The organism is Gammaproteobacteria bacterium (genome assembly GCA_036383255.1).
GTDB lineage: Bacteria > Pseudomonadota > Gammaproteobacteria > Natronospirales > REEB76 > DASUBN01.
On record DASVOS010000004.1, the window covers coordinates 185,312 to 200,541 of the forward strand.

Genomic DNA, 15,230 nt, shown 5'->3' on the forward strand with positions numbered 1-15,230 from the left:
GGTATTTGAATGACTGACATCGGCACGCCCCTCACCCCCAACGCCACCCGCGTGATGCTCCTGGGTTCCGGCGAGCTCGGCAAGGAAGTGGTGATCGAGCTGCAGCGCCTCGGCGTGGAGGTGATCGCCGTGGACCGCTATCCGCGGGCGCCGGCCATGCAGGTGGCGCATCGCAGCCACGTCATCAACATGCTGGACGGCGCCGAGATCCGCCGCCTGGTGGAGCTGGAGAAGCCCCACTACATCGTGCCGGAGATCGAGGCCATCGCCACGCCGGAACTGCTCAAGCTGGAGGCGGAAGGCTGGACCGTGATCCCTACCGCGCGCACCGCGCGGCTCACCATGGACCGGGAGGGCATCCGTCGCCTCGCCGCGGAGACGCTCGGTATCCCCACTTCCCGCTACGAGTTCGCCGACACCCTGGAGGACTTCCGCGCCGCCGTGCACGAGATCGGCATGCCCTGCGTGGTGAAGCCGGTGATGAGTTCCTCCGGCAAGGGCCAGAGCGTCATCAAGAAGGACGGTGACATCGAAGTCTCGTGGAAGTACGGCCAGGAGGGCGGCCGCACCGGCAAGGGCCGCATGATCGTGGAGGGCTTCATCGACTTCGACTATGAGATCACCCTGCTCACCGTGCGGCATGGTGCAGGGACCAGTTTCTGCGCTCCCATCGGCCACCGCCAGGAGGACGGCGACTACCGCGAGTCCTGGCAGCCGCAACCCATGAGCCCGAAAGCCCTGGCGGAAGCGGAGCGCATCGCCAAGCTGCTGAGCGACGACCTGGGTGGACGCGGCATCTTCGGCATGGAGTTCTTCGTGAAAGGCGACGCGGTGTGGTTCAGCGAGGTCTCGCCGCGGCCCCACGACACGGGGCTGGTGACGCTCATCTCCCAGGACCTCTCGGAGTTCGCGCTGCACGCGCGGGCGATCCTGGGACTGCCGATCCCGGTGATAAGGCAATGGGGTCCATCGGCTTCCGCCGTGATCCTGCCCCACGGCGACTCGGATGCCCCGCTGTTCCGGCAGGTGGACGCGGCGCTCAAGGAGCCGGACACGATGCTGCGGCTCTTCGGCAAGCCCGAGATCCGCGGCCAGCGCCGCATGGGCGTGGCGTTGGCGCGGGACGCGAGCATCGAGGCCGCCGTGGCCAAGGCGCTGCGGGCGGCCGCGGCGGTGAAAGTACAGTTCTGAGAACGACAGACGGTCTCTAGGGAGACGACGATGGATACCACGATCCCGACGGTCAACCGCCGTCCCGGCAAACTCTGGGCCTTCCTGCAGTTCCCGTTGACGCGTTTCCTGCTGGCGTTCTTCGCCATCTTCATCTGGATAGGCGCCATCCAGGTGGGCTCGAAGCTCGTGGGCGTGGCGCCAGAGAGTCCCCTCGGCGCCATGCTTGGCCTGCTCATCGCCGTGGGCGTGCTGGTCATCTACGTCTTCTATGTGAGGCTCCTGGAGCGGCGCACGGCAGTGGAGCTGGCGGCAAAGGGTGCGCAGCGGCATGCGGCCCGCGGCATCCTCGTGGGCGCCGCGCTCTTCTGCACCACCATGCTGGTGTTGAAACTGCTCGGCGCATGGAGCTACACCGGCACCTATCCCCTCTCCGCCCTCGCCTTCCCCTTCGCCGGTGCCGTGTTCGCGGCCCTGGTGGAGGAGACCGTGGTGCGGGGCCTGCTGTTCCGTATCCTGGAGGAGAGCCTGGGGAGCTGGATCGCGCTTGGCCTCTCTGCGCTCATCTTCGGCCTGTTGCACGCTGGCAATCATGGCGCCACCCTGGTCAGCACCTCCGCCATCGCGCTGGAAGCCGGCGTGCTGCTGGCCGCCGCCTACATGTACACCCGCAGCCTGTGGTTCGTGATGGGACTGCACTTCGCCTGGAACTTCACGGAGGGCGGCGTTTTCGCCACCAGCGTCTCCGGCCACGCGCCCGAAGGCGTGATCGGCGTGCAGTTCACGGGGCCTGAGCTCCTCACCGGCGGCGCCTTCGGCCCGGAGGCCTCCCTGGCGGCGGTGGTGATTTGTCTCGCGGCAGGAGTCGCGTTCATCATATTGGCCGTCCGCACAGACCGCGTAGTAGAACCCTTCTGGATGCGCAACACGTAACGGAGTTCCAATGCCTTCCTTCGATGCCGTCTCCAAGGTCGACACCGCCGAGCTCACCAATGCCGTGGACCAGGCCAGCCGCGAGATCGGCCAGCGCTACGACTTCAAGGGTTCCTCCGCCGCCATCGAGCGGTCGGACGACGTGCTGACGGTCTTCGCAGACAGCGAGTTCCAGCTCAAGCAGGTGACGGACATCCTCTACGGGAAGGCCGCCAAGCGCGGTATCGACGTGGCCAGCTTCGACCCGCAGAAGATCGAGGCCATCGGCGGCGACAAGGCCAAGCAGGTCATCAAGGTGAAGCAGGGCATCGAGAAGGAACTGGCCAAGAAGATGGTGAAGCTCGTCAAGGACAGCGGCCTCAAGGTGCAGGCGGCGATCCAGGGGGACGAGCTGCGTGTCTCCGGCAAGAAGAAGGACGATCTGCAGGCGTGCATGGCGCTGTTCCGCCAGTCCAAGCTCGAACAACCCATCCAATACACGAATTTCAGAGACTAGTTAGAAATTCCACATCCTGAGACCTATCAGTCCCCAGTGGCCTAAGAAAGCGGCCACGCCCAGGCAAGCGACAGCGGCAGCGAGCGCCTGCCACCTGGCCCAGCGGTTCATCTCCCAGCCGAAGGAGCGCAGCGCCTGGACGCAGGCGGCGAGGCTCAAGAGCGCAAACAGCACCGAACCTAAGTAGAAGATCACGGTGTGGACATTGACACTGCCGAGCTGCATGGGCTGCACGCTGACCGCGCCGCCCAGCATGAAGGCGAAGGCGGTGACGGCGGCGAGAGGCAGCAGCCGCACCTCCCAGTGCCGGAGGCCGCGCATCTGTCCGCTGAGCATCCGCACCAGCCATACCGGCGCCATCACCACGCTGCTCAGCATCGCGAGCAGCGCGAGGCCGAGGAGCCACAGCGGGCCCCGGGCCGCGAGCCGGCTGGTCTTCACCATCCAGCCTCCGCTGGACCCGAAGTCCAGCACTTCGCGGCCGTCCTCGACGTAGGACACCGCCGAGGGGCCCGGATCGCCGCCGCGCGCCCACAGGTCCAGCCCCACCGGCCCCAGCGGCTCGGTGCCGCCGATGAGCGGCGAGTAGGTCAGCTGGCCGTCCGTGTGCAGTTCCACTTCGGCGGTGTCGAGCAGCCAGTCCAGGCCCGCCAGCACCTGGTTGCGCGGGTTGCCGGCCCGGTAGAAACCTTCCAGCCGCCCGAGCTGCTGGGGGTCGGCATTGCCCACGGCCGGCAGCGGCTTGGGCTGGTCGCGCATGAGGTAGGCGGTGATGAGCTCGGAAGCCTGGCGCATGAAGCGGCCGGGGCTGGAGGTGTTCACCAGCAGCACGAAGCCCACGCCCTCGTCCGGCGCGTAGGCGTAGCGTGAGACGAACCCGTCTATGCCGCCGTCGTGGCCGTGGAACAGGTAGCCGCCGATGTAGCTGGAGTAGTCGGCGAAGCCGTAGCCGTAGTCCAGGCCGTGGCGCGCGGCGAGGCTGGTCCGGGGCGTCTCCATGCGCGTGACGCTGGCGGCGGAGAGGAACGGCGCGTTCCGCCACTGGCCCCGGTCCAGGAGCAGCACCCCCAGGTTCGCGAGTTCCGCCGGCGAGGCCGCGAGCGCGCCGGCGGGACGCAGGTAGATCTGCGCCGGTTCCACCGGTTGCTCGGGAGTGCCGATGTACCCCTGGGCGAGTCCCGCGCGCGTCGCGGCATCCAGCGCCAGGCTGGCGTGGGCGAGCCCCAGGGGCCGCAGCACATGCTCCGTGACGTAGCGCGCGTAGCGCTCGCCGGAGACCTTCTCGATGAGGTAGCCCGCCACCAGGTAGTCCGGATTCGAGTAACTCATGCGGGTGCCGGGGCGCCAGCGGACTTTCAGTTCCGGCGCGCTGCGCTCCAGCACCGTGAGCAGCGGCAGGTCCGGCGGCTCGTGGAAGTTGTAGAGGCGCGGGAAATGCATGTCGTCGAAGCCGGCGGTGTGCTCCAGCACCTCGGCCACGGTCACGGGATCGGTCTTGTCCCAGGCGTTGGCCACCGGGACCTCCGGCGCGATGTCCTTGAGCCTCGCATCGAGGTTGATGGCGCCGTGCTCGGCGAGCTGCAGCAACGCCACGGCGGTGAAGCTCTTGGTGATGGAACCGACGCGGAACAGCGTATCCGGTGTCACGGCCTTCTTCGCGGCGAGGTCCGCATAGCCCAAGCCTGCCGTCCAGGTCACGCCTTCGCGGCCGAACAGCGCCACGCCGGCGCCGGGCACACCCGCATCCTGCATGAGCCGGGTGAGCTGGGCCTTGAGGCTCTCCAGGTCCTGCGGCGGTGCGGGCGCGTCCGCGGCGCGGACGGGAGCCAGCGGCAGCAGCGCGAGGAGGAGGATGGGCAGGAAGCGGGGCATGGGGCATTGTCCCATGGACCGCGCGGGGCGCGCTTACTTGGCGTCGTCCTTGAACACGTCGTGGTAGTCCTTGAAGTCCCCCAGGGGGCCCACCCGCAGGTCCGCGAGGCCCGCAGTGACCTTGAGGTCCATGTCGTCCTTGCCGCCGGCCTGCTGCGCCACGCCGTTGCCGAAGAAGTGGAACGAGCTCATGAAGCCGTGCTGCTCCGGCGGGCCGTAGTACTTGCCGTTGAGGCTCAGCACCGCGAGGCCGAAGGTGCTGCGCAGCGAGAGTGCGCCCGGCTGGGCGCTATCGGAGATCACATGCAGGCGGCCCGCACTCACCTGCGCCTTGATCGGCCCGCCGGGGCTGCGGATGGTGATGTCGCCGGCACCGAGCCGGGCCTGTACCCCGCCCCGCACGCCGTCGATCTCCAGCCGCCCCGCTTCCATCCCGGCGTCCAAGGCGAGGCGCGCCGGCAGCATCAGCATCCAGCGCTGCTTCACGTCGCTGCGGCTCTCGCCGGAGGGATAGGCCAGCGACAGCGTAAGGATGCCGTCCTTCAGGGATTTCTGCAGCGTGGCGCCGGCGAGGTCGCGGGTGGTGGAAGCGCTCAGCCAGTGGAACAGGCCGAGGAAGCTGCGCTCGTCCTGGTGCAGGTCGAGCTGCGCGTGGATGGCGTCGTCACCCGAGACGGTGACCACCGCCTCGCCCGCCCCGGCCCGCAGCACCACATGCTGCAAGCCCGTGGCCGGCACGTCGGTGCTCAGCAAGCCGGGGGCGCCCCAGGCCGGCGCCGCGAGCGCCAGGAGCAGTAGAGCGAAAGCCGTCCGCGTATTCATTCGTCGTCATCCTCGTCTTCGCCCTTGGACTTGGCACCGCGCGCGTGCTTCGGTTTGTCCTCGCCGGGCGCCAGGAGGTGCAGTGAGACCTCGCCCACGTTGACCGAGAGGTGCATCTCGTCGGCACCCTCTCCGTCCAGCGTCACCCGGTTGCCGAGGCCGCCGCGGTCATGGCTGCCGGTGGACTTGCCGGAGGAGACCAGTACCGCCTCGCCGATGTTGCTGGAGAGGTCGATGCGGCCGTGGGCCTGGCTGCCCGAGGTGGCGCGGATCTCGCCCACGTTCAGCTCGGCATGGATGCGGCCCTTGGGCGTGTCGATGCTGAGTTCGCCGACGTTGAGGCCGGCGTCCACGCCGCCGGCCACGTCCTCGATGCTGAGGTCGCCCACCTTCATGATGGTCTTCAGGGCGAGGCGCGCCGGCACCTGCACCTCCCAGTCCTGTTTCACGTCGTCCAGCTCGGCGCCGTGGGAATCCAGCGACAGCGTCACGCGCTTGTCCTGCACCTGCTGGCGCAGGGAGGCGGCGGCGATCTCGCGCGCGGTGCCCTTGCTGCGCCAATGGAAGAACCACATGAGCTCGCGCTCCTTCTGATGCAGGGTCACCTGCACATGCACCTTGTCGTCACCGGAGGCGCTGACGTGGGCCTCGCCCACGCCGATGTCGAGCGCGGCAGTGTCGAGATCCGCGGCGGGCAGCTCCAGGGAGAGGGTGCGGGGCGCGGCCAGGGCCGTGTCCGGACCGCCCGCGGGGGCGCTGCCGGCCACGACCGGGACGCGCGTGGGATGCTCGGCGGCGTACCACGCGAAGCACGCCGCCAGCACCAGGATGACGGCCACGAGCGCGGCAGTAGTCTTGTTCATGCGGCTCTCCTTAGCGAAGCGCGTTCAGCGTATGACGACGACCCGGCAGCGCACGCTCTTCACCTCGGGGGTGTCGAGCGCCACCTGCACAGCGCGGGTGAGCGTCTCGGCGGAATGCACAGTGCCTTCCAGGTACACGCGGCCATGCTCGGCGGAGACCTTGAGGTCCGCCTCGCGCAGCGCCGGGTCGGCCTCGTAGCTCGCACGCACCGCGCGGGCCAGCGTGGTGTCGCTGTGTTCCGAGCTCCAGGAGGAGCCGTCGTCGATGCCGTTGCCGACGGCCAGCACGCAGCCGCCGAGGTTGGCCATCGCGGCACACAGGGTCATGGTGACGAGGATACGGCGCATCTGTCTCACTCCGGTTGCAGTCTTCGACTCTAGATCTCGGAACGCTTGCGGCGCAGCTCGATGGCGCCGTAGATGAAGGCCGCGGCCAGCGCCGCGCCTATCCACAGGCGCGGGGCGGTGAACACATGCCCGATGTTGCCCAAGCCGAAGATGGGCCCGCCGATCACATCGAATGACTTGTCGCCGTGCATCTTCAGCGCATCGAAATTGAAGGCCAGCGGCAGCCAGTCCACGGTCTGGTGGGCGATCATGCGGGCGAAGTAGCCGGTGTGGAACACCCAGGCCTCGGCCACGATGATCCCGGCCGGCACCAGCACGGTCCACAGGAACGGCGTCTTCTTGGCCCAGGACGAGGCCAGCATCACCCAGGCGAAGATCGGCAGATACCAGAGCGCCTGCACCAGCTCACCCCAGGCCACCAGCAGCCAGGAACTCAGGAACGCGCCGGGGTGCGCCAGCAACACGAAGGGATGGGTACCGAGCGCGGAGCCCAGGATCAGGCCCAGCACCAGCAGCACCAGCTCGAAGGCCACAGTCACGGCGAATGCGACCACGGTCACGCCGATCAAGGCGGTGGCGAGCTTCGACAGCACGGTGCGGGTGTCGGACACCGGCATGGAACGCCAGAACAGCACGCTGCGGTCGCGGCGGTCGGCGTACAGGCTGTCCAGCAGGTAGAAGAACGTCACGATCAGCATCAGGCGGCTGAACATGAAGCTCAGGCCGAAGGTGACCACGCGCACGAAGCCCGTGATCTCGGCGTCGCTGGCGTCGCGCAGGTCCGGCATGTCGGAGATCTGGAAGTGCGGGCCGTTGTCGATGTCGATGTTGTTCACGGCGCCGGAGTGGTTGACCAGTACCGCTACCAGCATGTAGACGCTCAGCACCGTGAGGATCGCGGCGAACACCGTCGGCACCAGCCACAGCGAGCGGTTCTCCCAGAACTCGCGGCGGATAAGGGTCTTGTTGATGCGCATGTCCACGGCGTTCATTTCATCTCTCCTTTCACCTTCGCCACGAAGATGTCGGCGACGCTCGGGGTGTGCAGCTCGCCCAGCCTGGCCAGCTCCTCGCGCGAGGCACCCTCGAACAGGAACAGCTTCTTGCCGAACACTTCGCGCTCGTAGAGCGGCTTGAGCGCCTGGGCGGCGGCGGCCTTGTCGTGAGCCACCAGCACCTCGGTGTACCGCTCGGCCACCTCCTCCATGGAGCTGTTGAGCGTCACCCGCCCGCCGTCGATGAACATGAGGTGGGTGAGGATCTTCTCGATCTCCTCCACTTGGTGGGTGGTGACCAGGATGGTGCGCTGCGCGTCGAAGTAGTCGTTGAGCAGGCTGGTGTAGAACTCCTTGCGGTACAGGATGTCGAGGCCGAGGGTCGGCTCGTCCAGCACCAGGAGCTTCGCGTCGATCGCCATGATCAGCGCCAGGTGCAGCTGGGTCACCATGCCCTTGGAGAGCTCGCCCACCTTGCTGCGCTGCTTGATCTTGGTGCGCTCCAGGAAGTGCATGGCGCGCTCGCGGCTGAAGCCGGGGTGCACCGCCTCCACGTACTCGATGGCGTTGGACACCCGCAGCCAGCGCGGCAGCACCGCCACGTCGGCGATGAAGCAGACCTGGCGCATCAGCTCGTGGCGGTCGCCGCGCGGGTCATGGCCCAGCACGTCGAGTTCGCCCTCGAAGTCGGTGAGGCCGAGGATGGCCTTGAGCGCGGTGGTCTTGCCGGCGCCGTTCGGGCCGATCAGGCCGACGATGCGGCCCTCCTCGATCTCGAAGTCCACGTGGTCCAGCGCCGCCAGCGCGCCGTATCGCTTGGTCAGGCCCTTGGCCTTGACGAGCATGCTCATGACTTGCTCCCTTTATCCGCGTCCTTGGCGAGATCCATCAGGTCCAGGCCGAGGCGCTGTATGCGTTGCAGGATCTGCGGCCATTCGGCCTTGAGGAACTGTTCGCGCTCGTTCTTCATGAGGTTCTTGCGCGCGCCTTCCTTCACGAACATGCCCAGGCCGCGGCGCTTCTCGACCAGGCCCTCGTCCACCAGTGACTGGTAGCCCTTGAGCACCGTCAGCGGGTTGATCTGGTACTCGGCGGCCACCGAGCGCACCGATGGCAGGGGGTCGCCCTCCTTCAGCGCGTCCTCGAGGATCATGGCGACCACCCGATCCCGCAGCTGGCGGTAGATCGGCTGGTTGTCGCTCCAGTTGGGTTCCATGTCCATGGCCTCGCTGCTATAGCGCAATAGTTGAGTAGCTTGCCGCTACCTTAGCCGCCCATCCGGGCAAAGACCAGCGCGCTGATCAGTGCCATCACGCCGCCGAGCACCGGGGCCTTGGCATCGCGCGCGGTCACCGTCACGGCGCCGAGGTACAGAGTGCCCGGCTCGTCGGCCAGGTTGGCCGCCACGCGGGCGTCCTCGGAATCGGCGTTGGTCACGGTCACGGCGCCGATGTAGAAGGCCCCCTGCTTCGCCGCGGTGGCCGCGGTGGCGCGGGAGACGGCGGAGTCGTCGGCAGTGACCTCGACCCGGCCGAGGTAGGCAGTCGAGCCGTAGTTGCGCTTCGGCTGGCGGGCGCCTTCGGCATCCGCCGCGGTCACCTTGATGGTGCCGAGGTGGATCACGTTGCGGGCCTGGCCATGGCTCGGGGCGCCGGTCGTCAGGGTGGTCTGTGCCTTGGCCGCGGGAGCGGCGCTGGCGGCATCGGCTGCCAGGCTCGCACCCATCAGGCAAAGGCCCAGGGCAACAGCGGCGCTCAATTTGGTGGTGGTGTTCATGACTCTCCTCTTTCCTTCTGACCCCGTCCGGGGCCAGTTCCGTAGTGGTGTTGTAGCTAACTATAACACTAAAAAAAGAGATTGCAAGGGGGTTGGAGAGAAATTCTCCACATCCATGTATTAGTCATATAAAACAATGGCTTACGTATATAAAAATCAGCGGAAACCGGGGCTCCAGGGTGTTATCGGTCCCCCTTCCCGCAGTCCATCTATAACACCGCCTATAACACCCCTGTGACACCTCACCCGCCGGCACTGCCCAAGGCCTGCAGGAAGCGGGTGCTAAAATCGCGTCCCCTTAAGAGGCCGTCCCCAGGGGACCGGCCGCCCAGGACCCCACCAGAACTTACGGAGCTCCCTCGAATGGCTATGAAGAAACCCGTCCGCGTCGCCGTCACCGGCGCCGCCGGCCAGATCGGCTACCAGCTCATCTTCCGCATCGCCGCCGGCGACATGCTGGGCCCGAAGCAGCCCGTGATCCTGCAGCTCCTGGAAGTGACCCCGGCCTTGCCGGGCCTCAATGGCGTGGTGATGGAACTCAACGATGGCGCCTACCCGCTGCTGGCGGGCGTGGTGGCCACGGACAGCGCGGAAGTGGCGTTCAAGGACGCGGACTACGCCCTCCTGGTGGGCGCCCGCCCGCGCGGTCCCGGCATGGAGCGCAAGGATCTCTTGCTCGAGAACGCGAAGATCTTCTCGGCCCAGGGCAAGGCGCTCAACGCCGCCGCCAAGAAGAACGTGAAGGTGCTGGTGGTGGGCAACCCGGCCAACACCAACGCGCTCATCGCCGCCTCCAACGCGCCGCGCATCCCGGCCAAGAACTTCAGCGCCATGATGCGCCTCGACCACAACCGTGCCATGTCGCAGCTCGCCGCCAAGACCGGCAAGCACGTCACCGACATCAAGCGCATGACCATCTGGGGCAACCACTCCTCCACCCAGTATCCGGACATCCGCGCCGCCACGGTGAAAGGCAAGCCCGCAGCCAAGCTGGTGGACCAGGCCTGGATCGCCAACGACTTCATCCCCACGGTGCAGCAGCGCGGCGCGGCCATCATCAAGGCCCGCGGCGCCTCCTCGGCGGCGTCCGCCGCGTCCGCCGCCATTGACCACATGCGCGACTGGGCTCTCGGCACGGCGAAGGGCGACTGGGTCAGCATGGCCGTGCCTTCCGACGGCAGCTACGGCATCAAGAAGGGCATCATCTACGGCTACCCGGTCACCTGCAGCAAGGGACAGTGGAAGATCGTGAAGAACCTCAAGATCGACGACTTCTCCAAGCAGCGCATGCAGGCCACCGAGGCCGAGCTGCGGGAGGAGCGCGAGGGCGTTAAGGACCTCCTGCCGGCCTGATTGAGCTGAGAAACCCCCTCCCTGGGTTTCTCAGCCTCGAAGACCGCGGAGTGAATCCGCGGTCTTCTCCATCCCCTCCGGGCGCAATGGCACCCGGAGGGGATGGCGGCACATCCCTGTGCCGCGTCATCCTCAATAGAAGGCCGTGGGTTCCACGGCCTTCCTCTATATAAGGTATGCCATGCCCCGCGTGGAGATCGCCCTGCCGGAAAGCTTCCCCTTCTCCACCCAGCTGGAGGTGCGGGTCGGCGACCTCAACTACGGCAACCACCTGGGCAATGACCAGGTGCTGGGCCTGATCCACGAGGCCCGCCGCCGCTACCTGCGCTCCCGGGGGGCGGACGAGATCGGGACCGACGGCATCGGCTTCGTGGTGGGGGACGCCGCCGTGGTGTACCGGGCCCAGGCCTTCTACGGCGACACGCTCACGCTGGAAGTCGCCGTGGGGGAACTGCAGAGCCGCGGCTGCGCGTTCTTCTATAAGGTGCGCAAAAGCGATACGGTGGTGGCGGAGGCGCGCACCGGCATGGTGTGCTTCGACTTCAGGTCACAGAAGGCCATCAGCATCCCGCCGGCGCTCCTCGCGAAGCTCCAAGCCTGAAACCACCGGCCGCCGCGCGGCAGTAGTATATTTAGGTGCACCCCACGGGATGGGAACTTCCATGCTGACCGCACTCTGGATCCTGGTGTTCATCGGCGGCAGCCTGGCGCTCACCTATCACCGGGTGCCGTTGTTCCTGGCCACCCTCGCCTACCTCCTCTTCCTCATCGTCTATACCGTGGCCGGGACCGGGCCGGACTGGCTCAAGCTCCTGTTCTGGGTCCTGTTCCTGGTCATCGCGGTGCCGGTGAACGTGCCGGCCATCCGCCGCGCCTACGTGTCGAAGCCGCTGCTGGACGTGTTCCGCCGCATCATGCCCGAGATGTCGCAGACCGAAGCGGACGCGCTAGAATCCGGCAGCGTGTGGTGGGACGGCGAGCTCTTCAGCGGCCGCCCCAACTGGCAGCGCCTGCTCAACACTCCGGCGCCGAAGCTCAGCGCCGAGGAGCAGGCCTTCCTCGACAACGAGGTCGAGGAGCTGTGCGGGATGCTGGACGAGTGGAAAATCACCCACGAGTGGTGCGACCTGCCGCCGGAAGCCTGGGATTACCTGAAGAAGAAGGGCTTCTTCGCCATGATCATCCCGAAGCGCTACGGCGGGCGGGAGTTCTCGGCGCTGGCGAACTCCGAGGTGCTGGCCAAGATCGCGACCCGCAGCGCCACCTGCGCCTCCATCGTCGCGGTACCCAACTCGCTGGGCCCGGCCGAGCTCCTGCTGCGCTACGGCACCGAGCAGCAGAAGGACCATTACCTGCCGCGCCTCGCCGACGGCACCGACGTGCCCTGCTTCGCCTTGACCGCACCCAACGCCGGCTCCGACGCCGCCGCCATCAAGGACTCTGGCGTCGTGTGCAAGGGCATGTGGGAAGGCAAGGAGATCGTCGGCATGCGCCTCAACTGGGACAAGCGCTACATCACGCTCGCCCCCGTCGCCACGGTGCTCGGCCTCGCATTCAAGCTCTACGACCCAGAGCACCTCATCGGCGACACCGAGGCATACGGCATCACCTGCGCGCTCATCCCGCCGCACCTGCCCGGCATCAGCATCGGCCGGCGCCACTTCCCGCTCAACCTGCCGTTCCAGAACGGTCCGACCCAGGGCAAGGATGTATTCGTGCCGCTGGACTTCATCATCGGCGGCACCAAGATGGCCGGCCGCGGCTGGCGCATGCTGATGGAGTGCCTGGGTGCGGGCCGCGCCATCTCGCTGCCCTCCAACACCGCCGGCGCCGCGCGCCTCGGCGTCTATACCACCGGCGCCTATGCACGCGTGCGCAAGCAGTTCCACCTGCCCATCGCCCGCTTCGACGGCGTGGACGAGGTGCTGGGCCGCATGGGCGGCATGCTCTACGCCATGGAGGCGGTGCGCACCATGACCGCCGGCGCCATCGACCAGGGCGAGGCCCCTGCCGTCTGCGCCGCCATCTCCAAGCTGCACGTGACGGAGATGGCGCGCCAGGTGGGCAACGACGCCATGGACGTGCACGGCGGCAAGGGCATCCAGCTCGGGCCGAAGAACTACCTCGGGCGCGGCTACGAGTCCATACCGATCGCCATCACCGTCGAGGGCGCCAACATTCTGACGCGCAACCTCATGATCTACGGCCAGGGCGCGATCCGCTCGCATCCCTACGTGCTGAGGGAGATGCGTGCCGCGGCGGACGAGGATCACGCCCACGCGCTCCGGGACTTCGACCTGGCGCTATTCGGCCATATAGGACTTGCGCTCAGCAACGCGGCGCGCGCGCTGTGGATGGCGCTCACCTATGCGCGCTTCACGCGCGTGCACATCGCCACCCCCACGGAGCGCTACTACCAGCACATCAACCGCTTCAGCGCCGCCTTCGTGCTGGCCTCCGATGCCGCCATGCTGAGCCTAGGGGGCGCGCTCAAGAAGCGCGAGAAGCTCTCGGCTCGCCTCGGCGACATGCTGAGCTACATGTACATCGCCTCGGCGGTGCTGAAGCGCTATGAGGACCAGCACCGGCCGGAGGAGGACCTGCCGCTGGTCGAATGGGCCTGCCGCGACGCGCTCTACCGCCTGCAGGAGTCCATGCACGCGTTCCTGCGCAACCTCCCCAACCGCCTGGTGGCGGGAGTGCTGAGGGTGTTGATCTTCCCCCGCGGCCGCATGTACTCGGCACCCAGCGACGAACTCGGACACCAGATCGCCGAGCTCGTCTCGCTGCCCGGACCGGCGCGCATCCGCCTCACCCGCAACACCTACACGGGCGACTCCGGCTCGCCGGTGGGCATGTTCAAGGAAGCGCTGGAGCTCGCCGCGCGCCTGGAGCCCGTGGAGCGGCGCATCCGCGAGGCGGAGAAGTCCGGCAAGCTCAAGGTCGGCCACGGCGCGGTGCCGGCGCTCGCCGCCGAAGAAGCCGGCATCATCGACGTCCAGGAGGCGCGCGCGCTGGTGCGCCTCGAGGAGCTGACCGCGAAGATCGTCGCAGTGGACGACTTCGATCCCATGGAACTCGGCACCAAGCCGTTCAGGACCCAGGCGCGCGCATGAACCCGCTGGTCTACGAGGTCACGCTCGACATCGAGTCCGGCGCGGCGCCGGAGTTCGACACCTGGCTCAAGCAGCATGTGCGGGAGATGCTGGCGCTGCCCGGCTTCCGCGACGCCCGCATCCTGAGGCCGGAAGGCGCCGAAGCCGGCGCGGAGCGGCGCGTGGTGCAGTACACGCTCGGCAGCCGCGCCGAGCTCGACCGCTATCTCGACGAGCATGCGCCGCGCATGCGCGCCGAGGGCACCCAGCGCTTCGGCGGGAAGCTCAAGGCCAGCCGCCGGGTGCTCGACCTGGACGCCGGTAGCGCGGTGCCGGCGCTGCCCGGGCTCGCGCTCGCGCCGGAGGGGCCGCGCTGCCGCAACTGCGGCACTCCGCTCTCCGGCAAGTTCTGCGTGGAATGCGGCCAGAAGAACCATACTTACGTGGCCCCGCTCTGGCACGTGCTGCACGAGTTCGCCACCCACCACTTCGGCTTCGACACCAAGTTCTTCCACAGCATCGTGCCGCTCCTGTTCCGGCCCGGCTTCCTCACCCGCGAGTACTGCCTCGGCCACGAGGAGCGCTACGTCAAGCCGTTCCGCATGTACCTGTTCTGCAGCATCGTGTTCTTCTTCCTGGCGGCGATCTTCTGGCCGGACATGGACCTAGGCAAGAACCCCGCCAACATCAAGGTCGCGCACATGAGCGCGACGGACCGGGCACAGGCCCGCGCCGATATCGAGAAGTCCATCCAGGCGCTGGATGCGCAGCCCGGCGACGAGGCCGGCAAGTCCTTCGCCCGCTCGCTGCTGGTGGCCCAGCGTGACCGGATGGACGCCGCGACGGCCGCCACTGCCACCCCGCCCGCCGCCACCGGCGCCAGGCCCGCGGGCAAGACGGACGACGATGACGGCTTCGTGCGCATCGACAGCGGGGACGAGAAGGTGGATAACCGCTTCGCCAGGGCGCTGCTCAACGTCAAGAAGAATCCGGACCAGTTCAAGAAGAAGCTCTACGAGAACCTGCCGAAGATGATGTTCGTGCTGATGCCGCTGATCGCGCTGTTCCTCAAGTTCTTCTACATCGACACCAAGCGCTTCCTCACCGAACACTTCGTGTTCACCCTGCACTACCACTCCATGGTGTTCGTGGTGATGCTGCTGGTGCTCACGCTGGGGTCCGCCGCACGGCACATCGCCTGGCTCGCGCCCATGAAGTCGGAGATCGCGACCGTGGCCGGCTGGTACATGGCGATCTACCTGTTCCTGGCGCTGCGCTTCTTCTACCGCCAGTCCTGGTTCATGACCGCGCTGAAGTTCTTCATGCTGTTCATCAGCTACTTCGTGGCGCTCACCATCACCTTCGTGCTCGGCGCGGTGCTGACGGCGGCGGAGATCTGACGGGCGGCGCGTCCGGCGGCCTATGCCGGATATGTCGTATTGAAGTCGGTTCCAGCTAGCCCCTCTAAGTGCCTATGCCTGGGGATTTTTTTCCCCTAGCCCCCATC

15 protein-coding genes are annotated in these 15,230 nt (G+C 67.3%); 7 read left to right on the forward strand and 8 right to left on the reverse strand.

Features of this window, described 5'->3' with window-relative positions:
* The first annotated feature begins 9 nt into the window (after positions 1-9).
* Genes purT through VF651_01920 form a run of 3 tightly spaced genes read left to right on the forward strand, consistent with a single transcriptional unit; the run spans position 10 to position 2,599 of the window.
* Positions 10-1,191 carry a formate-dependent phosphoribosylglycinamide formyltransferase gene (gene purT, locus VF651_01910; protein HEX7964447.1) on the forward strand — a complete coding sequence of 394 codons (1,182 nt, stop codon included), beginning with the start codon at positions 10-12 and terminating at the stop codon, positions 1,189-1,191.
* A gap of 30 nt (positions 1,192-1,221) precedes the next feature.
* A complete protein-coding gene (locus VF651_01915; GenBank protein HEX7964448.1) occupies positions 1,222-2,103 on the forward strand; it encodes a type II CAAX endopeptidase family protein in 882 nt (293 codons plus the stop codon).
* Between the two features lie 10 nt (positions 2,104-2,113).
* Entirely contained in the window at positions 2,114-2,599 is a 486-nt protein-coding gene (locus VF651_01920; GenBank protein HEX7964449.1) for a YajQ family cyclic di-GMP-binding protein, read from the forward strand.
* Here VF651_01920 and VF651_01925 read toward each other — a convergent pair whose 3' ends face one another.
* Genes VF651_01925 through VF651_01960 form a run of 8 tightly spaced genes read right to left on the reverse strand, consistent with a single transcriptional unit; the run spans position 2,600 to position 9,224 of the window.
* Positions 2,600-4,471 carry a serine hydrolase domain-containing protein gene (locus tag VF651_01925; protein HEX7964450.1) on the reverse strand — a complete coding sequence of 624 codons (1,872 nt, stop codon included), beginning with the start codon at positions 4,469-4,471 and terminating at the stop codon, positions 2,600-2,602.
* A gap of 33 nt (positions 4,472-4,504) precedes the next feature.
* Positions 4,505-5,293 (reverse strand): hypothetical protein, encoded by a 789-nt coding sequence (locus VF651_01930; protein ID HEX7964451.1) that lies wholly within the window; start codon positions 5,291-5,293, stop codon positions 4,505-4,507.
* A complete protein-coding gene (locus tag VF651_01935; GenBank protein HEX7964452.1) occupies positions 5,290-6,156 on the reverse strand; it encodes a hypothetical protein in 867 nt (288 codons plus the stop codon). The genes VF651_01930 and VF651_01935 overlap by 4 nt, the downstream gene beginning before the upstream one ends.
* A 24-nt stretch (positions 6,157-6,180) precedes the next feature.
* Positions 6,181-6,504 carry a BON domain-containing protein gene (locus VF651_01940; GenBank protein ID HEX7964453.1) on the reverse strand — a complete coding sequence of 108 codons (324 nt, stop codon included), beginning with the start codon at positions 6,502-6,504 and terminating at the stop codon, positions 6,181-6,183.
* Between the two features lie 29 nt (positions 6,505-6,533).
* A complete protein-coding gene (locus VF651_01945) occupies positions 6,534-7,496 on the reverse strand; it encodes an ABC-2 transporter permease (GenBank protein HEX7964454.1) in 963 nt (320 codons plus the stop codon).
* Entirely contained in the window at positions 7,493-8,350 is an 858-nt protein-coding gene (locus tag VF651_01950) for an ABC transporter ATP-binding protein (GenBank protein ID HEX7964455.1), read from the reverse strand. The genes VF651_01945 and VF651_01950 overlap by 4 nt, the downstream gene beginning before the upstream one ends.
* Positions 8,347-8,715 carry a GntR family transcriptional regulator gene (locus VF651_01955; GenBank protein ID HEX7964456.1) on the reverse strand — a complete coding sequence of 123 codons (369 nt, stop codon included), beginning with the start codon at positions 8,713-8,715 and terminating at the stop codon, positions 8,347-8,349. The genes VF651_01950 and VF651_01955 overlap by 4 nt, the downstream gene beginning before the upstream one ends.
* A 50-nt stretch (positions 8,716-8,765) precedes the next feature.
* Entirely contained in the window at positions 8,766-9,224 is a 459-nt protein-coding gene (locus VF651_01960; GenBank protein HEX7964457.1) for a hypothetical protein, read from the reverse strand.
* 420 nt (positions 9,225-9,644) lie between these two features.
* Between VF651_01960 and VF651_01965 the strand changes: the two genes are divergently transcribed.
* The 4 genes from VF651_01965 to VF651_01980 all read left to right on the forward strand — a co-directional run bounded on the left by VF651_01965 (position 9,645) and on the right by VF651_01980 (position 15,123).
* Positions 9,645-10,628, forward strand: a complete 984-nt coding sequence (locus tag VF651_01965; protein HEX7964458.1) for a malate dehydrogenase — start codon at positions 9,645-9,647, stop codon at positions 10,626-10,628.
* A gap of 145 nt (positions 10,629-10,773) precedes the next feature.
* Positions 10,774-11,229 carry a thioesterase family protein gene (locus VF651_01970; protein HEX7964459.1) on the forward strand — a complete coding sequence of 152 codons (456 nt, stop codon included), beginning with the start codon at positions 10,774-10,776 and terminating at the stop codon, positions 11,227-11,229.
* A 61-nt stretch (positions 11,230-11,290) separates the two neighbouring features.
* Complete coding sequence (locus VF651_01975) at positions 11,291-13,744, forward strand: acyl-CoA dehydrogenase (protein ID HEX7964460.1); 2,454 nt, start codon at positions 11,291-11,293, stop codon at positions 13,742-13,744.
* The gene (locus VF651_01980; GenBank protein ID HEX7964461.1) at positions 13,741-15,123 is read left to right on the forward strand and encodes a DUF4286 family protein; all 1,383 of its coding nucleotides are present in this window, start codon (positions 13,741-13,743) and stop codon (positions 15,121-15,123) included. Before VF651_01975 ends, VF651_01980 begins: the two co-directional genes overlap by 4 nt.
* Positions 15,124-15,230 lie beyond the last annotated feature (107 nt).

What these genes read in the sequence shown, in the direction of transcription:
- purT (HEX7964447.1), top strand. Translation starts at nt 10, where the DNA reads ATGACTGACATCGGCACGCCCCTCACCCCCAACGCCACCCGCGTGATG.
- VF651_01915 (HEX7964448.1), top strand. Translation starts at nt 1,222, where the DNA reads ATGGATACCACGATCCCGACGGTCAACCGCCGTCCCGGCAAACTCTGG.
- VF651_01920 (HEX7964449.1), top strand. Translation starts at nt 2,114, where the DNA reads ATGCCTTCCTTCGATGCCGTCTCCAAGGTCGACACCGCCGAGCTCACC.
- VF651_01925 (HEX7964450.1), bottom strand. Translation starts at nt 4,471, where the DNA reads ATGCCCCGCTTCCTGCCCATCCTCCTCCTCGCGCTGCTGCCGCTGGCT.
- VF651_01930 (HEX7964451.1), bottom strand. Translation starts at nt 5,293, where the DNA reads ATGAATACGCGGACGGCTTTCGCTCTACTGCTCCTGGCGCTCGCGGCG.
- VF651_01935 (HEX7964452.1), bottom strand. Translation starts at nt 6,156, where the DNA reads ATGAACAAGACTACTGCCGCGCTCGTGGCCGTCATCCTGGTGCTGGCG.
- VF651_01940 (HEX7964453.1), bottom strand. Translation starts at nt 6,504, where the DNA reads ATGCGCCGTATCCTCGTCACCATGACCCTGTGTGCCGCGATGGCCAAC.
- VF651_01945 (HEX7964454.1), bottom strand. Translation starts at nt 7,496, where the DNA reads ATGAACGCCGTGGACATGCGCATCAACAAGACCCTTATCCGCCGCGAG.
- VF651_01950 (HEX7964455.1), bottom strand. Translation starts at nt 8,350, where the DNA reads ATGAGCATGCTCGTCAAGGCCAAGGGCCTGACCAAGCGATACGGCGCG.
- VF651_01955 (HEX7964456.1), bottom strand. Translation starts at nt 8,715, where the DNA reads ATGGAACCCAACTGGAGCGACAACCAGCCGATCTACCGCCAGCTGCGG.
- VF651_01960 (HEX7964457.1), bottom strand. Translation starts at nt 9,224, where the DNA reads ATGGGTGCGAGCCTGGCAGCCGATGCCGCCAGCGCCGCTCCCGCGGCC.
- VF651_01965 (HEX7964458.1), top strand. Translation starts at nt 9,645, where the DNA reads ATGAAGAAACCCGTCCGCGTCGCCGTCACCGGCGCCGCCGGCCAGATC.
- VF651_01975 (HEX7964460.1), top strand. Translation starts at nt 11,291, where the DNA reads ATGCTGACCGCACTCTGGATCCTGGTGTTCATCGGCGGCAGCCTGGCG.
- VF651_01980 (HEX7964461.1), top strand. Translation starts at nt 13,741, where the DNA reads ATGAACCCGCTGGTCTACGAGGTCACGCTCGACATCGAGTCCGGCGCG.